This window comes from Chroococcidiopsis cubana SAG 39.79, from assembly GCF_003991895.1.
Taxonomy (GTDB): Bacteria; Cyanobacteriota; Cyanobacteriia; order Cyanobacteriales; family Chroococcidiopsidaceae; genus Chroococcidiopsis; species Chroococcidiopsis thermalis.
The window spans coordinates 47838-69720 of sequence record NZ_RSCK01000024.1 but is presented as its reverse complement, the minus strand read 5'-3'; the positions used below and the strand labels follow the sequence as shown (position 1 = coordinate 69720).

The 21883-nt window shown below is 42.8% G+C and carries 14 protein-coding genes; 6 read left to right on the top strand and 8 right to left on the bottom strand.

The annotated features are described in order from the left end of the window. Positions 1 to 30 precede the first annotated feature (30 nt). The gene (locus DSM107010_RS16440) at positions 31 to 750 is read right to left on the bottom strand and encodes a diacylglycerol/polyprenol kinase family protein (RefSeq protein ID WP_015156989.1); all 720 of its coding nucleotides are present in this window, start codon (positions 748 to 750) and stop codon (positions 31 to 33) included. 186 nt (positions 751 to 936) lie between these two features. On the opposite strand from DSM107010_RS16440, the gene yidD reads away from it, so the two are divergent. After that, a complete protein-coding gene (yidD, locus tag DSM107010_RS16435; RefSeq protein ID WP_041463508.1) occupies positions 937 to 1182 on the top strand; it encodes a membrane protein insertion efficiency factor YidD in 246 nt (81 codons plus the stop codon). A 40-nt stretch (positions 1183 to 1222) separates the two neighbouring features. Here yidD and DSM107010_RS16430 read toward each other — a convergent pair whose 3' ends face one another. Further along, positions 1223 to 3343 carry a serine/threonine-protein kinase gene (locus DSM107010_RS16430; protein WP_127023394.1) on the bottom strand — a complete coding sequence of 707 codons (2121 nt, stop codon included), beginning with the start codon at positions 3341 to 3343 and terminating at the stop codon, positions 1223 to 1225. Between the two features lie 719 nt (positions 3344 to 4062). Between DSM107010_RS16430 and DSM107010_RS16425 the strand changes: the two genes are divergently transcribed. Beyond that, positions 4063 to 5229: a WD40 repeat domain-containing protein gene (locus DSM107010_RS16425; RefSeq protein WP_015156986.1), complete on the top strand. Its 1167-nt coding sequence runs from the start codon at positions 4063 to 4065 to the stop codon at positions 5227 to 5229. A 111-nt stretch (positions 5230 to 5340) separates the two neighbouring features. Beyond that, positions 5341 to 6030 (top strand): M15 family metallopeptidase, encoded by a 690-nt coding sequence (locus tag DSM107010_RS16420; protein ID WP_106166922.1) that lies wholly within the window; start codon positions 5341 to 5343, stop codon positions 6028 to 6030. Positions 6031 to 6059: 29 nt separating this feature from the next. Here DSM107010_RS16420 and DSM107010_RS16415 read toward each other — a convergent pair whose 3' ends face one another. From DSM107010_RS16415 to DSM107010_RS16395, 5 genes are all read right to left on the bottom strand, one after another. After that, entirely contained in the window at positions 6060 to 7637 is a 1578-nt protein-coding gene (locus tag DSM107010_RS16415; RefSeq protein ID WP_106166921.1) for a DUF6798 domain-containing protein, read from the bottom strand. 115 nt (positions 7638 to 7752) lie between these two features. After that, positions 7753 to 9300, bottom strand: a complete 1548-nt coding sequence (locus DSM107010_RS16410; RefSeq protein ID WP_106166920.1) for a glycosyltransferase family 39 protein — start codon at positions 9298 to 9300, stop codon at positions 7753 to 7755. A 47-nt stretch (positions 9301 to 9347) separates the two neighbouring features. After that, on the bottom strand, positions 9348 to 10940 hold the full coding sequence (locus DSM107010_RS16405) for a glycosyltransferase family 39 protein (RefSeq protein WP_127023391.1): 1593 nt from the start codon (positions 10938 to 10940) through the stop codon (positions 9348 to 9350). A 186-nt stretch (positions 10941 to 11126) separates the two neighbouring features. Further along, complete coding sequence (locus DSM107010_RS16400) at positions 11127 to 12680, bottom strand: glycosyltransferase family 39 protein (RefSeq protein ID WP_106166918.1); 1554 nt, start codon at positions 12678 to 12680, stop codon at positions 11127 to 11129. Between the two features lie 20 nt (positions 12681 to 12700). Then, complete coding sequence (locus tag DSM107010_RS16395) at positions 12701 to 13423, bottom strand: WecB/TagA/CpsF family glycosyltransferase (protein ID WP_015156979.1); 723 nt, start codon at positions 13421 to 13423, stop codon at positions 12701 to 12703. Between the two features lie 150 nt (positions 13424 to 13573). Between DSM107010_RS16395 and uvrA the strand changes: the two genes are divergently transcribed. The 3 genes from uvrA (at position 13574) to DSM107010_RS16380 (ending at position 18822) form a co-directional block, all read left to right on the top strand. Continuing rightward, positions 13574 to 16597 carry an excinuclease ABC subunit UvrA gene (uvrA, locus tag DSM107010_RS16390; RefSeq protein ID WP_219888795.1) on the top strand — a complete coding sequence of 1008 codons (3024 nt, stop codon included), beginning with the start codon at positions 13574 to 13576 and terminating at the stop codon, positions 16595 to 16597. A gap of 376 nt (positions 16598 to 16973) precedes the next feature. After that, positions 16974 to 17819 (top strand): carbohydrate ABC transporter permease, encoded by an 846-nt coding sequence (locus tag DSM107010_RS16385; RefSeq protein WP_106166924.1) that lies wholly within the window; start codon positions 16974 to 16976, stop codon positions 17817 to 17819. A gap of 46 nt (positions 17820 to 17865) precedes the next feature. Next, positions 17866 to 18822: a D-2-hydroxyacid dehydrogenase gene (locus tag DSM107010_RS16380; protein ID WP_106166917.1), complete on the top strand. Its 957-nt coding sequence runs from the start codon at positions 17866 to 17868 to the stop codon at positions 18820 to 18822. Here DSM107010_RS16380 and DSM107010_RS16375 read toward each other — a convergent pair. Then, the gene (locus tag DSM107010_RS16375) at positions 18819 to 21482 is read right to left on the bottom strand and encodes a carboxypeptidase-like regulatory domain-containing protein (protein WP_106166916.1); all 2664 of its coding nucleotides are present in this window, start codon (positions 21480 to 21482) and stop codon (positions 18819 to 18821) included. The genes DSM107010_RS16380 and DSM107010_RS16375 overlap by 4 nt on opposite strands. Between the last annotated feature and the right edge of the window lie 401 nt (positions 21483 to 21883).

Here is a 21883-nt window from a genome sequence, read left to right as displayed (position 1 = left end):
CCACCAGCCACTGATAACTGATAGCTGTTCTTACAACAACTGAGTCAGGAGAAATCCCAATCCGGCGCTAGCTATGGGTACAGATAAATTATCAATGCCGTACCAAGAAAAAGCTTCTAGACCTGTAGCTACCAAAGCAACTACAAAAGCCACGAGCCAAACTAACGAAGAATTACCATGTACGGCTACGAGAATGGAGCTACTCACAATGTAGCTGACTACAGCCATAGTCAAAGAGCCTTCCCAGCTTTTTTTCACACCTCCGACCGTGTAGACGTGCTTTCCGTAACGCTGTCCGATTAAAGCTGCGAGTCCATCACCCCAAGTCATGATGAGTATGCCCAAGGCAGCGAAGTAGGGTTTCTGTACTGCCCAAAACCAAGCGACCAAAACGCCGATGCTTACAGCGTAGAAAAACGTCCCTAAGCTCTTGCGTCCGATACTGTTGATTCCTGGTAGAAGTGGCAAGCGATAGGATAATAAAGTCGCAATACCTGCTAATACTGATGCGCCAATCCCTACCCAGGCGGGAATATTTAATAACCAAGCGAATAAAATGACATTGCCAGTACCAATGTGAACGATTTTCCGCACAATTTCGGGATCGCTATTTGCGAAACGGCTAACTGCACCTGCGATCGCCAGAACAATTCCGAGCCAAACTCCTACCACCGCTATCTGTAGCCAGAGAGTAGGAATTCGAGCCAGTAGCGGAAAATCAGCCATCAAAGACTCAATCAAAACAGTCATAAAAGCTACTACATATCAAATGTAGTAGATTTGGGATACACAAGGAGAAGTCAGAAGTCAAAAGTCAGAAGTCAGAAGTCAGAAGTCGCAATTGACCGATCGCTGGTCACTGGTCACCGATCGCTGATAACTCCTTGCTGGTTACAAATGACCAATGACCAATAACATTGGAGGAAATTATCGATGTTGAAGATCGGATTAATTTGGTTAATTCGGGGCTATCGAATGTTAATTTCTCCTCTATTGCTGCCATCGTGTCGGTTTCATCCTACCTGTTCTACTTACGCCATAGAAGCGATCGAACGTTTTGGCGCTTGGCGGGGTGGAATTTTGGCAGTGCGACGCATCTTACGCTGTCATCCCTGGCATCCAGGCGGCTACGATCCTGTACCAGCAGGGAGGGAGCAGTTATCAGCGACCAGTGACCAGTGACCAGTGACCAATTATCAGTCACTTACGACTTACGACTTGATTAAGGCACGGTTTTTGTTTGCCAGTTGTATAAACTTCTGGTGTTTCCGACTGGAAAACGGGCGCGTCTGCGGATTGGGCGGTTGGTGCGTCTGGCGATCGCGGGTTTGACTCGTCTAGAGATGGGTTGCAATCGCCTTACAGTTGTTCGTCTCACAGTCGTTTGTCTTATCCTCGATTGAGGACGGGAGGTAGGAGTTGCGATCGCGGTTCTAGAGCGGTTGGGGCGGCTGCGGGGGCGATCGGTAGTTTTGGGTCTAGATGGAGTTACGACGGGCTGCGTTCGCGATTGGGGCGGTTTTGTTGCCGCTCTAGACTGTTGCGGTGGGATAGCGGTATTGGACGCTAAAGCAATTTTAATGGCTGCTTGTTGGGCAAGAGGAGCGATCTGCTGTTGCCAGTAGGGATGAATAGTAACTTTTCTGGTAGCTTGGAGGACATCTTGCCACTTACCCACAGCGGCGGCGCTTTTTGCTGCCTCCCAAGCGGCGCGGTTGTTTTGCCAGTCTCGCTGCCATTGGGCAATTGCAGTTTGGGCTGTTTGATAGACGGGGTTAGTGATGGGAATTGCTTTAACTAAGGCGATCGCCTGTGGTAAGTTTCCTGCTTCGTAATCGGTTTTCGCTTTTTCTAATAAACGGTTCGTCCACTGCGCGATCGAAGGTTTAGCTACGGGATAAAGCGGATCGGTGCTGGGAATTTGACTGCTTAGGGCGATCGCAGCCGATAGATCGGTGGCAGCTAGCTGCTGTGCCTGGGCGAGGCGACACTGTTGAAGTCCGGCTTGAAGTTTGGCGTTGGTACTACTGTGAGTCGATGCTAGATCGATGCACTCTTGGTATTTTCTCGCAGTTTTGAGCGCGTTCATCTGCTCCAGAGTTTGCTCTGGATCTGCGACTGGATGCCAATTCGTTACGTACATCGCTGCTACGCTTGCTAAGACAGCCGTGAGTGCTGCTCCCACGCGGAGGGGATAGCGCTGTCGCGTTCTGGAGGCTTTAGCAGGAGTTGACCGATCGGGGTTTACTAATGCGATAGCGGGCGGGTCGGGTATCCGTTCTAGAACTGGTATTGCTTGGGTGGCAACCTCGGTAGTTGGGTTCGTGTCGAGTCCTGCCATCGTCACAGTATGAGTCTCGGCATGATTTTCAGGCAGCTCGGTTTTCACTTCACGCTCTATGCCTTTAGGTGTGCCAACCAGAGTCAGATATTTCTCGACGTTCGACTCGTTGAAGTGAGATGCAGGTGGCGGTTGAATTCCTATAACTGGTTGCAGTAATGTGGGAAAATTGGCGAGTTGGCGCAGGGCAACCAAAGCAGCTACCGCTGTTTGATAGCGATTTTTGCTGTTGTAGCGCACCATCTTGGCGATGACTGCCCCCAGTCCCTCGCTGACTTTGGCATGTTGTCGCCACTCAATTTCGCCAGTGTCTGACTGTTCTGCTAACTGGGAAGGATTCATCCCTGTGAGAGCTTGAATGGCGATCGTGCCGAGGGCATAAATATCGCTATTGGGTTGAGGTCTACCTTGACCTTGTTCTGTGGGCATGTAACCAGGAGTCCCGATCGCGATCGTGGCTGGCGGGCTATTTTCCTGTTGCCCGGTTCGCGTAAACACCTGCGTCCAAACCTGTTTGACTGAACCAAAATCTACTAAGACTAACTTGCCATCTGCAATTCGCCGGATCAGATTGTCAGGTTTAATATCACGATGAATTGCTGCGTGAGCGTGGACGAAAACCAATATTTCTAGGACTTCTTGTAGCAGTTGGTAGACTTTACTTTCTTCCCAGCGATCGCCTGGAAGTAATTCTTTGGTAAGAGTATGTCCTTGAATGAACTCTTGAACGAGGTAAAACTCTTGGTGTTCTTCAAAATAAGCTAGTAACCGAGGAATCTGGTCGTGATTGCCGAGTTGCTCTAAAATTTCTGCTTCTGTTTGAAACAACCGCCTGGCATTGTGCAAAAATTTAGAGTTGACGCTAGCAGGCTGGAGGTGCTTAACGACACATCGAGGATTTCCTGGTCGATGCATGTCTTGGGCTACGTATGTTTGACCAAAACCACCATTGGCTAAAACTTCTACAACTTGGTAACGCCCGCCTAGCAACTTGCCTCTCATCACCTGAATTCCCAAAAAATTAAGATAATGTTACAATATTTACAAACTATCCACTTACTCCTACAGTAATAATTACGTATTTTTTAAATTAATTTTGAGCGATCTCAAATAGTGTAAGTCCTCAGAGCTTGCTGAGAACGGGCAGTAGCCAAAATTTAATTACTAAAAGTTTAATCAATTTCCTGCTTTCTCACAAAGATGTTATTTCAAGTACGTGAGTTCCTGAAAACAAAGCTAAAATTCAAAATCTCAACTCCAAAAATAAAGTTCCTACAACGCCCTCAAAATTGGTAATAGCATCTTTTCTACCGCAGTGTAGTCAACGAGACTATGTAGTGGAGAAAACGCCATCATTTTACGTTGTAAAGGTTCTGCTTTTCTTCCTCCTGCCTGCTTGCACTAGTTTGTGCTTTGCTTTTTGACAGCACAATTCTCAAAAAAACTGTTAATAATGAACTGGCTGTATGATGTCAGGAATTCAATGAAAGATTGTCAGGAATTCAAAATTTGCCTGCCCCCAATTTAAACTTGGCAGCTACAAGCAATTGCGTTTATCTTTGGTAAATTTATCCCTAGTAACTCTATTCCTAGTAAAAAGGTAGTTCAGTCCGTTCACTTTGTCTAGCCTCTGAGGATTTTTACTCAAAAAAGAGAGCGATTAGTCCAAAAACTATTTCTAGGTTAGCAATAATACAGCCAGTATCACTCCAGCTTCATCTATGCCACCTCAGTCTTTAGTTTCCATTGCTATTGCGATCGCCTGTCAGTTGTTAGTTGTCAGCTATCAGGGAGCAGAGAGCAGGGAGCAGGGAGGAAGAGAGCTGAGGGAGCTGAGGGAACTGGGGAGGCTGAGGGAGAAACCTCTCGCCTCTCACCTCTTGCCTCTCGCCTCTTCTCACGCACCACTCACCACTCACCACCCAATTACCAATTACCAATTACCAATTACCAATTACCAACTACCATTACTCCTAACTCGTCTGTGGCAGGGAAAATTTCAAGTCGATACGATTAGCGGTGGGCATCGACGGGCAGTTTATTCAGTAGCGTTCAGCCCGAACAGTCAGATGATTGCAAGTAGCGGTGGAGATCGGACGATCAAAGTCTGGTATTTGGCAGGGAAAAGATTATTGCAAACTTATATAGCACACAGAGATTGGGTGAGTTCTCTGGCGTTTATGCCCGACAAAACCGGACAAAAAACGATTCTTGCTAGTGGGAGTGGGGATAGAACAGTCAAGGTGTGGAATTTACGGCATAGAAGATTAATTCGTACCTTTGTAGGACATAAAGATTGGGTAAGTTCGGTAGCGTTTAGCCCGAATGGAAAACTTTTGGCAAGCGGTAGTGGAGATAACACCGTGAGGTTATGGAACCTCAGAACTGGCAAAGCCGCGCGCGTCATCAGCGAAGGCAGTGGAGTTACGGCGATCGCCTTTAGTCCCGATGGCAAAACCCTAGCTAGCAGCACTTTTTTCAATAGCGTCCAACTCTGGGATGTCGAGAGTGGCGAACTGATTCGTACTTTTACCGGACACAAACGTCCAGTCTACGCGATCGCCTTTAGTCCCGATGGCGAAACTCTTGCCAGTGGTAGCAATAACGGGCAAATGATTCTATGGCGAGTTGAAAGCGGTAAGTTACAAGAAACTATCAAAGCCCACAAAAAAGAAGTCACGTCGCTGTCTTTTAGCGCGGATGGCGACACCCTCGCCAGCGCCAGTGGAGACAAAACGATTAAATTGTGGAATCCTGCCAATGGAGAATTACTGCGCAGCTTATCAGATCATTCAGCTGGAGTCACGTGCGTTACCTTCAGCCCCAGAGGACATTTCGCTAGCGGTAGCAAGGATAGAACGATTAAAATTTGGCGAGAAAAATCTTAAATAAAGTCAAAAGTTAAAAGTTAAAAGTCAAAATCCAGGAGACAGATAACTGATAGCTTTGTAGAGATGTTACATGTAACGTCTCTACACTGATAACTGATAACTGAATAAATGAAACCTTACCAACAGATTCAAATTACAGAGTGTGGGGAACCGCTAGTAGAAATTCCTTTAGAAAAGTTTGCTGTAGAGTCACCCCATCCCTACCAATTACTAGGTGCGCCTTATCAAGGGCGATCGCCTTATCATCTTCGACAAGGCGTACTGAATCGCCTACTGCAAGCCCAAACCTATCTTCAACAATCTCATCCCCAGTGGCGCATTCAGATTTTCGATGCCTATCGTCCAATTGCCGTTCAACGATTTATGGTAGATTATGCCTTCAGCCAAGTTTTGCAAGCAGAAGGACTGACGGTAGAACAATTATCTCCCGACCGACAACAGGCTTTATGGCAGCAAGTGTATCAAATTTGGGCAATTCCTAGCACCGATCCCAAGACTCCCCCACCTCACAGTACGGGTGCAGCAGTCGATATTACCTTGGTAGATGCGGCTGGAATGACAGTAAATATGGGTTCTCCGATTGATGAGATGTCAGCGCGATCGCAGCCCGATTATTTCGCAAATAGCGCCGATCCTGTAGAGCAGGAATATCACGAGCGCCGCCAGTTATTGCAAGATATCATGCTCAAAGCTGAGTTTACGCGCCATCCTGGGGAATGGTGGCATTTTTCCTTCGGCGATCAAATGTGGGCATGGCTGAGCGATCGCCCTGTAGCTCAGTATGGTGGTATCGTGTAGAGACGTTACACGTAACGCCTCTACACGACTCACTTTTTAAGCTGATAAACCCCATAGCGATCGTCTTTGTAGAGTTGAGCTAAGAAGGTGCAACTAGCATTGAAATTTTGGCTTTCGGTGACGACTTTGTTAATTTGATAATCGGCTACGAGTTGTTTTAAAATGTCGCACTGGCGATCGCTTGGCGATTCATAAAATGCTTGTGCGGCTAAATTTCTTTCATACCACTCTAAAACTTCGACATCTTTGTATGGATGTGATTTAAAGTTAACCAGAATGGGAGCGCCTGTATAAACTCTAAATTTGCGTAACTCTTTATTTTTATTTGGGACTAGATAGAGATCTTCTTGTTGCGTTGTTTTTTTGACATAATTCAACATTGGAACGCTTCTATCTTGTTCTACAAACATTTGTCCTTGATTGTACAAGCCAAGCACAAAAACCATAGATATTGTAGCTAAACTCGCCGCCATCACCGAGCGTTTGTGTTTTACTTGAAAGTAGCGATCGAATAAGTAAGATACGAGCCAAGCAACTATAATACTAGTGGCGATCGGTACTAAAACCGCAGACAGTCGCCAAGGAGCAACAAAAGCTATTGTATTATTGGGATAGAATATTTGAATAAGAGTTAAAGTAACAATAATAAAGAAAGGAATAAATAGAGTCGCAAAAACTTTAGTTTTTCTAATTAAATACAGTGCTATAACAACTAAAAGAATTTGTAAATAAGCCGAAGGTTTACTTAAAAAAATCTGCGGGATAGAATGGTGAGGGATTCTCAATTGGACGATGATATATTGAGATTTTGCCCACACTTCAGCGGTGGTTGGTCTGAACTGAAAATACATATAATTAAATACTGGTAGTAATAATAGAGTTGCTACACCTCCAACTGATACGACTTTAATCAAACTACCTTCGTTTTTATAGATAATAATTAAGTAAGTCAAGCAAATAATTGCTGCACCCATAAGATATGTGGGATGAAAAGTAGCTGCTATAGCTAGACAAGCTACAGCTAAGAAATAATTTCGGTGGAGAAACCGATAAATCGAGAAAATGATAAAAACACCAAAATTACTCGGTTGAAAGTAAGGTCCGAGAACGTATTGTTCTGCAACTCCATAATGAATATTTAAAGCCGTATCTAAATCGAGAGCTTTAATTTGAATATTGATAGAATGAATGACGATTAGAATAGCAAAAAACACTAGATATCTCAGGCGATCGCTATTGACTTTAGCATCTACGTTTTTTCTAGAGTTGATGCCAATTGGGAAAATAAATGAAACAATTCCAGTCAAACTGTAAATGTATACGCCAAAAATAATTATATAATAAAGATAAAAAGCATATTCATTTAAATATAAATGAGTTATCTTAACTAAAAAAGTAAAAGCTGGTAAAGGATCGATAGTGCTTGCAAACCAATCATTTTCCAAAAAACCATAGCCAGCTTGTGCTAGTCCATGAAAAAATTTGGTTGTTTGATTGTCGTAGTATAAAGGTCTTTGAGTGTATGAAATTCCAAAAACAAAAGCAATAAGTAAAAACTGACTTATTGACAAAAACTTTTTTTTCCAAGGAATTAGATTGATTTTCATTTGTATTCTTAACCGGGCGTTATCTGTTTATAGCGGTTTCCATATAGATACAATACATCTGTAGGGGCGCACAGCTGTGCGCCCCTACTACAAATATGTGTACCTCTATCATCTTTTAAGAAAAATCATATAAGTACGCAAACGAACCGGGAACTGTAAAAACATCAATTTTTTGACCCATACTATCTAAATAAGTTAAAATTCTTTGCTGCTCATTTGGAACGTGAGTAATGTGAGATAATATGACCCACACCCTTCTCTTCCCACGCAGTTGGTCGAAATCATTTTGATATCTTTGCCATTCTTGTTCTGACATTCCCTTCCCATCATATTCATCGAGATCGTCTATTCCCATAATGTAATCACCCTCACGGTAGCCATATTTTGCAGCATAATATCTAAATTGATATTCAGCTCTTTGATAAATGTATAAAATATCTCCTGGCTGTTGATGAGATTTCACGTAACTTATAACTTGCTTAATTTCTTGTTTGGTTTGTGGCTGTACCAGGCGATGGGTAGCATTGGCTATAGGAACGACAAGCAGCAAGCTGATAATTAACATACCGATAATAGCAGTCAATTTATTTCTACAAGTTTTCTGCCAAATGAAATAGCTTCCCTCCGCAATTCCTAAAATAAAAAAGGGAGTTAAAAAGACAACTAAGCGACTGTGAAAAGGATATTTTTGTAGATAACCTGCAAGCAACGTCACTAAGAAAGGAGAAATTAGAATAAATAGGATTTCTCTTTTCCGATACCAGAGGGAGATAAATCCAGCTAGACAAACTAACCGTGGAACAATAACCAAAGGTTCGGAAAAACCTAAAGGATCTTTGAACAATTTGATATATCTTAAATACGACCAGTTAATATCAAATATTGAAGTAGGAAAAGCATACTTGTTTGTCCACGATCGCAATAAATATTCACTTTCACCGAGATTTCTCAAAGATAAAAAATATAAGCTAGCAAAGCTTATCAACCAAATTGAAGTTACTGCCAATACTATAATTAACTTTTCTCTATTTTTTTGCTGCCAACCAGCTAATACATGATATATTCCTACGCCTGCCAAAACAAAAATTGCTGGATGGGAAAACCAAACTGCGATCGCACCTCCTATTGCATATGCTATTAGTTGAAAAGGCTCGATCTTTTTCCGATTCAAAGATACTCCAATTGTAGCGCCAAGTATGGCGACGGCTACATCAGTTGAATACTGTTTGACTTCAGAAGCAAAGTAAAGCAAATACTCTAAACCAACAAAAAGAGTTAAGGCAATCGGAACGGCTGGTTTTTGCAAACATCTTTTTGCCAAATGGTAAAATAAGAATAAAGAAGCAATACTAGAAACTAAAGGAAAGAGTCTTAAAGCATACTCGTTATTACCAAATAACTGAACTGCTAACTTTTCCACCATTAAAAAGCCAAGGGGTGCGCCTTGGTTGTAATCTAAAGGCTGGAGCAATTCTAAATACGAGCGATTGACAATATTTAAAGCTAGTGCGGCTTCGTCATTCCATAAAGAACGATTAAATAGATATTGAACTAGCCTGACTAGGATACCAAAGCCGATAATGACGAATGATATTCTGTTTAGAGTGAAAGCAGTAAATTTGCTGGGTTGAAGCTTTTTAAATTGCTTTATAGTAGTTTGCATAAATTTGGATAAATATAGAGTTGCGATCGCAACAGTAATTGCTATACCTAATTTAGGGAAATTGATTTATCTTGGCTCAACTTCCAGAGACGGGCGGGTTCGTAAACGAGTTTTGTTGTATAATTCTGTATTTGGTTAAAATTGTTTAACATATCATCTGAAGGCTTGTACACAAATATGTCACTGTAGTTCGTAGAAATCCCGGAATCAAAGGACAGATTGAATGTAAAATCGAGTTGGCAAGTATGGCATTTGGGTTTGAGCTGAAATTGAACCTTTGGTTCTAGTAAATAGCTTAAAGAGATAATTCTGCCAATCTTAGTATCGCTAATTACCAATGGACGATTTGCCTCATTTATTATTTGAGCAACTTGAGGATTTTCAGCACTATTACCTTTAGTCCACCAAGTCTCCGTTCGAGCGCTGACTACACAGGATAGAATACCAGAAGTTAATATCACGAGTGTTAGCAAACGCCAAAATTTTTGCTGTTTGACACCGCTTGACGAGAGTTTAGTAGCTAGCAAATAAGCAACAGCAATTTGAATCCCTAAATAAGTCGGAATAAGATAGCGCATCGTCAGCGATCGCTGTCCGCCTAAAATCAAATCTGGTAAAATTAGGGGTATAGTTGGTATTGCGATCGACAATAGAATAAATAATGAGACTTGTTTGGTTGTTGTCCGATATAAAAAATAGAGAGAGTATCCTGTCAGAAATAAGAATGGTAAAACGATAAGATGCGTGAGAGCGAATCTAGATTCTAAACTTGACTGTCCCCAAATATCAAAAAAAATATAACTTAAGTTGAAAACCCAGGCTTTAACTAAACTAAGTAAGGGTATTGCTTCATCCTTGTTGACGTTACTGTTAATTGCAGAAAAATTGCTGACAACAATAACTAGCCAAGGGATAAACGCTGCGATCGCGGTAGTAAAGGCGATAAAATAAGCAGAGAATGCTTTGCTAAATTGCAGCTTTGTCTTCAAACTAAATAAATATAGTCCGTGAGCGATCGCGACTAAACCAGTAAATAAAAATGTATATAATCCTACAATGAGACTAATTGCGTACAGTCTCCAACTTAGTTTACTGCTGAGACGAATAGCGCTTAGTACAGACGCACTTGATAGTAAAATTATCACCGTCCACAAACTATACTGACGTGCTTCCTGAGCCATTAAAACATGAAATGGCGAGACTGCGACTAACGCCATAGAAACCCAAGCAACCGAGGGGGATGGAAATAATTCTCTACACAGCCAGTAGATACTAGGAAAGACAAGCACGCTAATTAGAGCCGATAAACCTCTAATTGCAGTAATTGAATCGCCCAACCATTTTATCCAAAAATGAGCGATCGCATAATACAGTGGTGGATGCTGAAAATCTTCCGTAGCCAAAGATTTTATCGTATCTAATAAATTTCTACCAGCGTCGTGCTGATACCGTTGTAAATCTTCTAAACTGACAACAGGATGACGAGAAACTTGTTGAATGACTTCTGATTCCGTGTAGCCAAAAATACGCAATGAAGTGAAGACTTCATCGTACCAATAAACCTTGCGATCGAGATAGAGAAATCGAAAAAATATACCGAAAACTAGAAAACTGATAATTAATAATTGCCATCTAGTCATGTCACTTCGCTCCAATTCAAAATTCAAAATTCAAAATTCAAAATTTATAGATTAATTTTGAATTATTCTTCAGAGCTTAAATATTAATGGTACGTATTTGTCGATCTCTCATAAATAATAGTGGTATAGGATTATCTTACTAGATTATCGTTGAGGCGATCGCAGTGTGACATATCTACTCGCTGGTTAACTAAGATCGTATAAATATACAAAAGATCCTTCCTTCTCAAAAGTATCAACACGTTTACCGATACCATCAAGATAAGCTAAAACTCTTTCTTGCTCATCTTCCCAGCGCCGCAAATGAGATAATAAAATCCACACCCTTTGCTTACCGCGTAACTTATTGAAATCGCTAGTATATCGCTGCCATTCTGCTTCTGAAATACCTTGTCCATCTTGACGATCGAGATCGTCTATCCCTAAAATATAATCTCCTTGGTGATATCCATACCAATTCGCATAATATTTGAACTGATATTCAGCACGTTCGTAAATATAAATAGTATCACCTGTTTGTTGATGACTACTCATGTAAGCGAGAACGGGTTTAATTTCTTGTTTAGTATAGGGATCGAAGATGAGATAAGCAGCAGTTCCTATGGGAGGAACGAGAAGCAATATCAAAATCAGAGTACTGACTTTCTGGAAAACTCGACGATCTCTTATCTGTCGAATTGCCACTGTTCCTTCTGCAATGAAAAGGATAAAAAAAGGAATTAAAAATATGACTAGCCTACCGCTAAATGGATATTTTTGTAAATAAGCTGCGAAAAAAGTTACTAATATGGGAGCTAACAACGTCAGTAAAATAGCTCTATTTTGAACCCAGAGTGAGATACAACCAGATAAGAACGCCAGAATTGCAATTCCTAGAAAAATATCGGGAAGTCCTAACGGAATGTGAAAAAATTCTACAAAGGCATTAAATAACCAGCCGAAATCCCAAATAGATGTAGGAAATGTACCGCGTCCCGCCCATGATTTAAATAAAGATTGATTGCTGGCTATATTGCGTAATGAAATAAAATATGAAAGACCAAAACTAAACGTCCAGATAGCATAGATAGCTAACAGCTTTAAACTAAATAAAAATTTTTGTTGAAATAAACTTATAAATAAATAGCTCGTTCCTATCCCAGCTAAAACAAAGACAGCCGGGTGAGAAAACCAAACGGCGATAGCGCCGACAACACCAAACTCTAAGATTTGTCTTAGTTTAATTTGCTGTCGTTCTATGCCAATTAAAATAAAAGATAGTATGACTGCGATCGCCACATCGCTAGAATATTGTTTTGTTTCTGTAGCAAACTGAAGCCAAATATGTACGGTGGAAAACAAAGTAAGAGCGATAATCGCAGCCTGACGAGATTGCAAGCATTTTTTAGCTAATTCGTAGAAAATAAATAAACTTGCGATCGCGCTGACAAAAGGAAATAATCTCAAAGCATATTCGTTGTTTCCAAACACCTGCACCGCTAACTTTTCCACCATCAAAAAGCCAATAGGTGCGCCTTGGTTGTAATCTAAAGGTTGTAGCAATTCTAAATACGAGCGATTGATAATATTTAACGCTAGTGCGGCTTCGTCATTCCACAAAGACCGATTAAATAGATATTGAACTAGCCGTACCAAAATGCCAAAACCAATAACTGTATATGGCAGCTTTTGAGGCGAAAATAGAGAAAAAATAGCCTTTTGACTAAAATAAGATTTTTGCAATTGAAATACACCGCGCATAGAATTGCTTGAGGTCGATATCAATGAGTTAAGCGGTAAACAATTGCCTTACCTGCAAACTGAGGTAAAGCCAGCATCCGCCGCCAGCGCCAGGGTTCCTGATAGAGACGGTAAAGCCATTCCAAATTATTATTTGCCAACCATGCAGGCGCTCTTGATTTCGTTCCTGCCCAAATATCAAAGCTACCACCAACACCAATCCAAGTCGCATTAGGACACAAATAACGATTTTGCGCAATCCATAATTCTTGACGTGGCACTCCCAAACCTACCAAAATCAATTGAGGTTGGAGTTGACTGAGGGTTTGCTGAAATTCCGCCTCTTCTGGGGAAATGTATCCGTGTTGCGTGCCAACAATATTGATATCTGGGACTTGTTGTCGCCACGTTTCGGCGGCTTTGGCTGCTACTCCAGGCGCACCACCATAGAAAAATACCCGCGCCTCTGTATTCTGCAATAGAGACTCTGCCAATTCAATCCCAGGACATCGCTGTACCTGTTGGTGAAATAGTAATTTTAGGTAGAGTACTACCCCCGCACCATCGGGAATCACCAACTCTGCTTGCTGAATAGCATTGCTTAAAGCAGGGTTCTGTTCGGCTTGCATACTCATTTCCGCATTAAGCGTTACGACATGAGTACCGAGTTGCTGCCCGATGCGCGATCGCAACCAAGCCGTATAATCATCGATGAGATGGACTGGTAGCCCCATGACCGAAAAAGGCTTCATGACCGCACTCATAACCTTACCCTAACCCCCCGCGAAAAACTCTTTAGCAAGGCTACCTTATTTACGCACGAGAGGCTAGTAAGCGAAATCAGATGATAACTGAATAGCAAAAACAGTCGGAAAATCGTTAAAATCGTCAACGGACTCTTTCGCCTTGCCCTCATGAATTACCGTCCCGATGCAAAGATTGAAGTCACTGAATCCGCAAACGGGCATCATGCAGATACTTCTAACCCTAATAGCCAAAATACCATCCGCATTCGCGGCGCGAGACAGCATAATCTCAAAAATATTAGCTTAGAACTACCCCGCGATCGCCTGATCGTGTTTACGGGGGTTTCCGGTTCCGGTAAGTCTTCCCTCGCCTTCGATACTATCTTTGCTGAAGGACAGCGGCGCTACGTAGAGTCTCTCAGTGCTTATGCAAGACAATTTTTAGGGCAAGTCGATAAGCCAGATGTGGAAGCAATTGAAGGCTTGAGTCCGGCAATTTCCATCGATCAAAAATCGACTTCCCATAATCCTCGTTCTACGGTGGGGACGGTAACGGAAATCTACGACTACCTGCGTCTATTATACGGACGAGCGGGTAAACCGCATTGCCCGATCTGCGATCGCTCGATTGCGCCTCAGACAATCGATGAAATGTGCGATCGCATCATGGAATTACCCGATAGAACTAAATTTCAAATTTTAGCACCCGTCGTGCGGGGTAAAAAAGGGACGCACAAAAAACTACTCTCCAGTCTGGCTTCGGAAGGATTCGTCCGCGTCCGCATTAATGGCGAAGTGCGGGAACTCAGCGATTCGATTGAATTGGATAAAAATCAAGCGCACAATATTGAAGTCGTGATTGACCGCTTGATTAAAAAGCCAGGGATGGAAGAGAGATTGACTGACTCCCTCACCACCTGTCTGCGGCGTTCGGAAGGGATTGCTGTTATCGATTTGTTGGATGTGGAAGAGGGGCGAGGAGCGAGGAGCGAGGAGCGAGGAGGTAATATATTAATTCATCCCACTTTACAGGCAAAAGTAGCAGAAGGGGCGACTTCCTACCAAGTAGAAGACCAGGATAGAGGTAGAGAGAAAGAATTATTATTTTCCGAAAACTTCGCCTGTCCCGAACACGGCGGGGTAATGGAAGAGTTATCGCCGCGTCTGTTTTCTTTCAACTCTCCCTATGGGGCTTGTCCTCACTGTCACGGCTTGGGGAGTATGCAAACTTTCTCACCTGAATTAGTCGTACCCGATCCGAGTCAATCAGTCTATGCTGCGATCGCCCCTTGGTCGGAAAAGGATAACTCATATTACCTGTCTTTACTCTACAGCTTAGGGAAAGCTTTTGGATTTGAAATTCAAACCCGCTGGAACCAGCTAACTTCAGAACAGCAGCAGACAATTTTATACGGTAGCGACCAACCCGTTTGGATTGAAGAACGTAAAGATTATCGGCGTTACGCTGGGGTTATCCCCATCCTCCAGCGCCAGTTTGATGAAGCGAGTTCTGAATTAATTAAGCAAAAGCTGGAACAGTATGTCGTCCAGCAACCTTGTCCTGTATGTCATGGCAAGCGGTTGAAACCGGAAGCCTTAGCCGTGCGTCTGGGACAATATCACATCCTCGATCTTACCAGCGTCTCAATTCGAGAATGCCATCAGAGAATTGGTAGTATTACACTGAGCGATCGCCAAATGCAAATTGCCGATTTGGTGTTGCGCGAAATCAAAGCCAGATTGCAATTTCTCCTTGATGTCGGTTTAGATTACCTCACCTTAGACCGTCCCGCCATGACGCTTTCGGGGGGAGAAGCCCAACGCATTCGCCTCGCCACTCAAATCGGTTCTGGTTTGACAGGAGTACTCTACGTCCTTGACGAACCCAGCATCGGCTTGCACCAAAGGGATAACGGGCGCTTGCTACAAACTTTAACCAGACTGCGAGACTTGGGCAATACATTAATTGTCGTCGAACACGATGAAGAAACCATCCGCGCCGCCGATCATTTAGTAGATATTGGTGTAGGGGCGGGAGTCCACGGGGGAAATATCGTCGCCCAAGGGAATTTACCAGCTTTACTCGCTGCACCGGAATCTTTAACTGGGGCATATTTATCGGGAAGGCGAGTGATTCAAACTCCCGCCCAACGTCGGGAAGGAAACGGACGAGAGTTAGTTATCAAAAATGCCCATCGCAACAACCTGAAAAATATTGATGTCGAAATTCCCTTGGGGAAACTTGTTTCGATTACGGGAGTATCCGGTTCGGGCAAATCTACCTTAATTAACGAGTTACTCTACCCAGCTTTACAACATCACCTGACGCGCAAAGTTCCCTTTCCGAAAGATTTGCAAGAAATGAAGGGCTTAAATGCAGTTGATAAAGCGATCGTGATCGATCAATCTCCCATCGGACGCACTCCCCGTTCTAACCCAGCTACATACACGGGTGTTTTCGATGCGATTCGAGAAGTATTTTCCCAAACTATCGAGGCAAAAGCTAGGGGTTATAAACCAGGGCAATTCTCCTTTAACGTCAAAGGAGGGCGCTGCGAGGCTTGTGGCGGACAAGGCGTAAACGTGATTGAAATGAATTTTCTACCCGACGTTTACGTACAATGTGAAATTTGTAAAGGGGCGCGATACAACCGCGAAACTCTCCAAGTCAAGTATAAAGATAAATCGATCGCCGATGTTTTAAATATGACTGTAGAAGAGGGCGTAGATTTCTTTCAAAATATTCCCAAAGCATTTAATAAACTGCAAACTTTACTTGATGTTGGTTTGGGATATATGCACTTGGGGCAACCTGCAACTACATTATCGGGGGGAGAGGCACAGCGGGTTAAGCTTGCTTCAGAATTATCGCGTCGCGCCACTGGAAAAACTCTGTATTTAATTGACGAACCAACGACAGGTTTATCATTTTACGACGTGCATAAATTACTCGATGTTCTGCAAAGATTGGTAGACAAAGGTAATTCTATTATTGTCATCGAACATAACTTAGATGTGATTCGTTGTAGCGATTGGTTGATAGATTTGGGACCAGAAGGAGGAGATAAGGGAGGAGAAATTATCGCTGTCGGAACGCCAGAAGTAGTAGCAAAAAATTCTCGTTCTTACACGGGACAATATTTAAAGCAGGTGTTGCAACAATATCCGGCTGTTAAGGAAGTCAAAAGTTAAAAGTTAAAAGTCAAAATGTGGCGCTTGTAATCTGCATACTCTGTAAGAAGGCTTTGCCTACATCCGCGTTCAAAAATTTCTCTGCTAAGATTGCAAAAATCTACAATTTTCTGCAAAATAACTCTTTACAAAACAATGCGCAATACAAATGCGCGATACAATTGTACCGCGCACCTCAACCAACCTGCTTTTAACAAGCATTTAGTTAAAAAAATACTATTAACATAGTAAGATGAAATTACAAATAAATCAAGTGTCTTTACCAGATAAATCTAAATTTTTTTAAATAAATAAGTTAATTTACGATCGATTGATTCCTACTTTGAAAGAAATTTGCTTTGCTATTGATGAGATATTCGATCGCAGTGAGGAATGTATGAATCAGGGTAAACAAAGACAAAATCAAACTTGGCGAACAATTTGGACGTATGGTTTACTAGGCGCGATCGCAATTTTAATGCTGTTTCCTCTGCTGTGGCTGCTGAGTACGTCGCTGAAATCTCCGACAGAAAATATTTTTCAGTTTCCACCGCAATTTTTACCCAGTCAGCCAACATTTAATAATTTTGTCCGCGTCTGGGAGACAAATCCTTTTGGCAGGTATTTATTTAACAGCACGCTCGTAGCATTGCTGACAGTGGGATTGAATTTATTATTTTGTGCTTTAGCAGCTTATCCCCTCGCCCGCTTAGAATTTCGCGGTCGAGAAATTATCTTTACGGCAATTGTCACTACCATCATGATTCCGTTTCAAATTGTGATGATTCCGCTGTATATTTTGACAGTACAGTTAGGAATGAAAAATACCTATTTGGGAATTATTTTTCCGGCGATCGCCTCTGCTTTTGGTATATTTCTACTACGGCAAGCCTTTCAAGGCGTTCCGAAAGAATTAGAAGAAGCAGCCAGAATTGATGGGTGTTCGGAATTAGGTATTTGGTGGAACGTCATGCTACCAGCTATTCGCCCCGCCCTCGTCACGTTGGCAATTTTTGTTTTCATCGGTGCTTGGAGTGACTTTCTTTGGCCTTTGATTGTGATCGATCGCCCCGAACTTTACACTTTACCTTTAGGGGTGGCAATGTTAGCAGGAACCTTCTCTTTAGACTGGCGATTAATTGCATCTGGTTCGATAATTTCAATTGCACCAATTTTAATTTTATTTCTGTTCGTGCAACGTTACATCGTACCCACAGCAGCAGGTAGCGGCGTGAAAGGGTAATTCGGAATTCGGAATTCGGAATTCGGAATTTGGAAATAAGAATTTTATGAAAATTGTTTTACCAAGTAATTTAGCAGCACAGATCGAGCCTCATTTATCGAACGACGATCGCATTGTCAGGCTCGATCTTCAAGGGAATCTAGATGGAGATCCAAGCGATGCTGAGGTGTATTTTCATGAATGGTCTTATAATACGTTTTTCGAGCAAGTATTATCACAATTACCCAATCTACGTTGGCTGCATACTGAAAGTGCAGGCATTGACCATTTATTAATCCCAACCTTAGTCTCTCGCGATCTGATAATGACAAATAGTGCTGGAGTTCATGCAATTCCCATTGCTGAATTTGTCTTAGCATATATGCTCGATCGCGCCAAATGCTTATCTACATTTAAAGCCCAACAGCAAGATCGTTGGCTGTCATATCCAGAAGTAGAAGCTTTGGGAATCCAAGAATTGATGGGCGCAACTATCTTAATTATCGGTGCAGGAGGTATTGGTCAAGCGATCGCCACCCGCGCTCAAGCTTTTGGAATGCGCGTCTGGGGGAGTTGCTTGCATCCGCGATCGCTGCCCGGTTTCGATTTAGTCGTTGGGGCTGAGGAATGGCGTACACTTTTACCAGAGGTAGATTATCTCGTCTTGGCTACGCCTTTAACACCTCAAACGAAACACCTAATCGATGCCAATGTCCTAAAATCCATGCAGGCAAGTGCTTATTTAATTAATATTGCCCGTGGCGGAATTATCGATGAGAATGCTCTCATTCACGCTCTCCAAAAAGGCTGGATTGCAGGCGCGGCTTTAGATGCTTTTACTGTAGAACCACTACCAGCAGACAGTCAATTGCGATCGCTACCCAATGTCTTTATAACTCCTCACTGTAGCGGCATATCTCAACAGATGCAACAACGGGTAATAGAGTTATTTCTAGAAAATTTGGCACTTTATCAAGCTGGGAAACCTTTGCGCAACATCGTAGATCGAGCGGCTGGATATTAAACTTTGGCTTTCAAATTAAGTTCTTGAAACGGTTTGGTAGATGTATCTAATTTCAACCGTAAATGGGAGCGACCATTTACTGTCAGTGTATACTCTCCCTGAGACAATCCTTCTAGATAGTAAACTCCGGCGCTGTTCGTCACGGAAAATTTGCGCTGACCAGATTTTCCTATAGCTTCTACCGTTGCACCAGCAATCGGTTTGTTTTGCATATCAATAACAACTCCAGTGCGGCTAAAGGCAGGAACTAGAGGCACGAAAACGGGGGTGTAGCTGCCAGCACTGACAACCACAGCCAAAGCTTGTAGGTGTGCTTGCCAATCGGGAGGGAATCCCGCCGGATCGAAGTCTAAACGGTAGGTATTGGGTGGTAGGCGCAAGAGGATGCGATTGTGTTGAATTTTCGGTCGCCAAGCGGTTAGTGGTTGATTATTTAGTATCAGTAACAGATCGCAGTTTTCGGTGTAAATCTCTTCACTTGGATCGCGTTTTGAGTTGTTGTTGCGGTCAAAAAACGGTTGAATTAATAAACCGCCTTGGGTACGGAACTCGCTGGTATGCCTGTCGCCTGGGCTAATACCCGCCTGCAAGCCTAAGCTAGAAACTAACTCGATGCTGAAACTCGACTCATCAGAGGTGAGAGATACTCCTTGGTAGCGTCCGCGCAACATCACGCCTGGTAGGACGGTGGTTCCCAGCGAGGCAAATAGACCGCTACCTCCAGAATTCATCCCGTAACCTAGTTGGGCTTCCCATAAATAGTTTCCATCACTTGCCCGTTGTGGCGATCGATATTGCCAGCCAAGAGTCAGTAAGCGATCGCTTCTACCTTGACTGCGCGTTTCATAATTTAATAGCAATGAGTGTCCGGTGTTGCCATTGTCTTGAGATAAGTTGTACGTCAGTGCCGAATTCGTACCTACTTCGTTACCTTGTAAGTTCAGTTCCAATCTGCCCAAACCTTGGAGTAAGTACCAACGCAGGCGGTTTTTGGTATCCAAGCCAGCACGGGCAAAGGTGAAGACATTTTTCCCGCTAAAGCTAAATTGCACTCCTCCAGATGTGGCATCGCGACTGTTAGCTGAGGCATATAAGCTGAAGCTGCGCGACAACTGCCAATTGAGATTCAAACGACTGGAATATCTGTCACTCGATAGCAACGCACTGAAATTAGGCGAGGGAGTGAATTGAATATCGGCGATCGCCTCCAATTTAGAACCTGCCAGCGCCGAGACTGCTACTTGTAAAGGAAAGTTATCAGGTCGCCAGAAGACCTCTGCCAAGCCTTGTAAAGAGTCGTCGTAGACCCCACCTAAACCTACAGTTAGCGTTGGCGATAAACCCCAGCGTCCAGCAACTCCGCCGCGCAACTCCTGCATGGAAGGAATTTGCGCGTCCGTATCGCTTTGCCATCCGCCTGACACGACGAAAGCCGAAGCACCTGCGGGAATTTGTCCTGGTACGGTCGAAAAACTCGCTTCTCGAATTTCTGGTGGTGCAGTCAGCCGTCCTTGGGGATAGAGGAAAACACGGTAGTTGCTGTCATAAGCGCGATCGGATTTAATATTTTCAAAGCGATAGATTCCAGAGGAATCGACTAAAACTTCTGCGATCGCCCGACTGCCAAATCCTCGGACTAACCTAACTAAGGTTCCTGGTTCGGCTTTACCGGCGATCGTGCGTCCCACGACAGCAGCTTGCAAGCGTTGGCGCGGATCGGAACTCCCAGCAGATAGACTCTGAGGTGGAGAAAAGCCTTGTCTTTGAACTAAGGTTAAACCCCAATAATTTCTCGTTTCTTGACTTTGCCAAAATGTCGGTTGAGAGCCTACAAAATAGTCGGTAAAATCGGTTTGACGCAGAAATTGAGCTTCGGCAAGTTTCCAAGTGGAGAAGTCTTGCAATTGGGATTGAGTGGTACGGACAAACCAAGAACCACCGAAAGCACTACCAACAGCAAGTGTGTCTCCCGTGTAAGTGGGTGTGGTGTCTCCCGTTCCTGTCGCATTGACTCTTTGTTCCATACCAGCAATATTTAATTTGCCAGGGTAGAGGCGTTGTAAGCCATTTAAGACAACAGGCGTTTCGGTTTCTTCAAATGTATTTGTTGCAGGCTGAGTCAGCCAAGGCACTTCTAAAATAATTGCATATTCATTCAGGTCGAACTTTGCTTTTATTCCAAATAATGTTTGTAAATCTTGAATCGAAAATACCAAGCCTAGTTCGGGATCGGTACGCAGTTTTTTAGGATTGAGGCGAGTCACAATTCCAGCGGAACGGACTTCTATTTGACCGTCTGCTAAAGTGGTAACGTTAAATTTTAAGACTTGAATTATATCATCGTAAGACAGTCGCCAATTAGCAAAGTTAAGTGCTTGTCTGCCGTCTTCTTGTCCTCGGACTAATGCGCCAGATTTGACATTGCGATCGCCTATATTTATTCCTACAGGAAAAACGCTAAACTCAGTCTTAGGCGTTAACAAGCTGTTTGAATTGTTAGCACTAGTTGCTGGTGCAGCAGAATGCATGAGTTCAGAATTTAACAAATCCGGCAAAATTTTTATAGAACTTTCATTTGTTGTTACTTGCGCGATCGCTGTCTCAAATGTTCCCAGCACAGCCGTGAGGAGCGATAAAGTCAGCAGATATTTTGTTTTCATATATTGAAAATCAATCCGTCCAGGTTAGTTAAATTGAATTAAATTATCAACAGGCGATCGGCTAACAAGTAACAAATTTTGTAAAATTTTGATTTTACAAAAAATCTTATACAGATATTTGCTGTACAAAAGCAGTAACACATTACCAGCCGATTTTGGTAATGCAAATAAAGTTATTTTGAGCGAACAGCGGATTAATATAGCTCGACAATTATTAACGTCACATCCGTAGAATCCACGATATTTCTCGCTCGATGCGCAAATACAGACCAAATAATCGAAAATAAATAAATTATTAAAGTAAATCGCTGCTTTTGTCGTTTTTTGCGGCTAAATTTACGTAATTTCTCTCAGATAGTTTTGAGAAATACTTGCTTATTTTAGTAATCAGTCACAGCAAT

Coding starts and splice junctions, on each gene's coding strand:
- DSM107010_RS16420 (WP_106166922.1), top strand. CDS start 5,341: ATGAAACCTTACCAACAGATTCAAATTACAGAGTGTGGGGAACCGCTA.
- DSM107010_RS16430 (WP_127023394.1), bottom strand. CDS start 3,343: ATGAGAGGCAAGTTGCTAGGCGGGCGTTACCAAGTTGTAGAAGTTTTA.
- DSM107010_RS16405 (WP_127023391.1), bottom strand. CDS start 10,940: ATGACTAGATGGCAATTATTAATTATCAGTTTTCTAGTTTTCGGTATA.
- DSM107010_RS16415 (WP_106166921.1), bottom strand. CDS start 7,637: ATGAAAATCAATCTAATTCCTTGGAAAAAAAAGTTTTTGTCAATAAGT.
- DSM107010_RS16440 (WP_015156989.1), bottom strand. CDS start 750: ATGACTGTTTTGATTGAGTCTTTGATGGCTGATTTTCCGCTACTGGCT.
- DSM107010_RS16375 (WP_106166916.1), bottom strand. CDS start 21,482: ATGAAAACAAAATATCTGCTGACTTTATCGCTCCTCACGGCTGTGCTG.
- DSM107010_RS16395 (WP_015156979.1), bottom strand. CDS start 13,423: ATGAGTGCGGTCATGAAGCCTTTTTCGGTCATGGGGCTACCAGTCCAT.
- DSM107010_RS16380 (WP_106166917.1), top strand. CDS start 17,866: ATGAAAATTGTTTTACCAAGTAATTTAGCAGCACAGATCGAGCCTCAT.
- DSM107010_RS16410 (WP_106166920.1), bottom strand. CDS start 9,300: ATGCAAACTACTATAAAGCAATTTAAAAAGCTTCAACCCAGCAAATTT.
- uvrA (WP_219888795.1), top strand. CDS start 13,574: ATGAATTACCGTCCCGATGCAAAGATTGAAGTCACTGAATCCGCAAAC.
- DSM107010_RS16400 (WP_106166918.1), bottom strand. CDS start 12,680: ATGCGCGGTGTATTTCAATTGCAAAAATCTTATTTTAGTCAAAAGGCT.
- DSM107010_RS16425 (WP_015156986.1), top strand. CDS start 4,063: ATGCCACCTCAGTCTTTAGTTTCCATTGCTATTGCGATCGCCTGTCAG.
- DSM107010_RS16385 (WP_106166924.1), top strand. CDS start 16,974: ATGAATCAGGGTAAACAAAGACAAAATCAAACTTGGCGAACAATTTGG.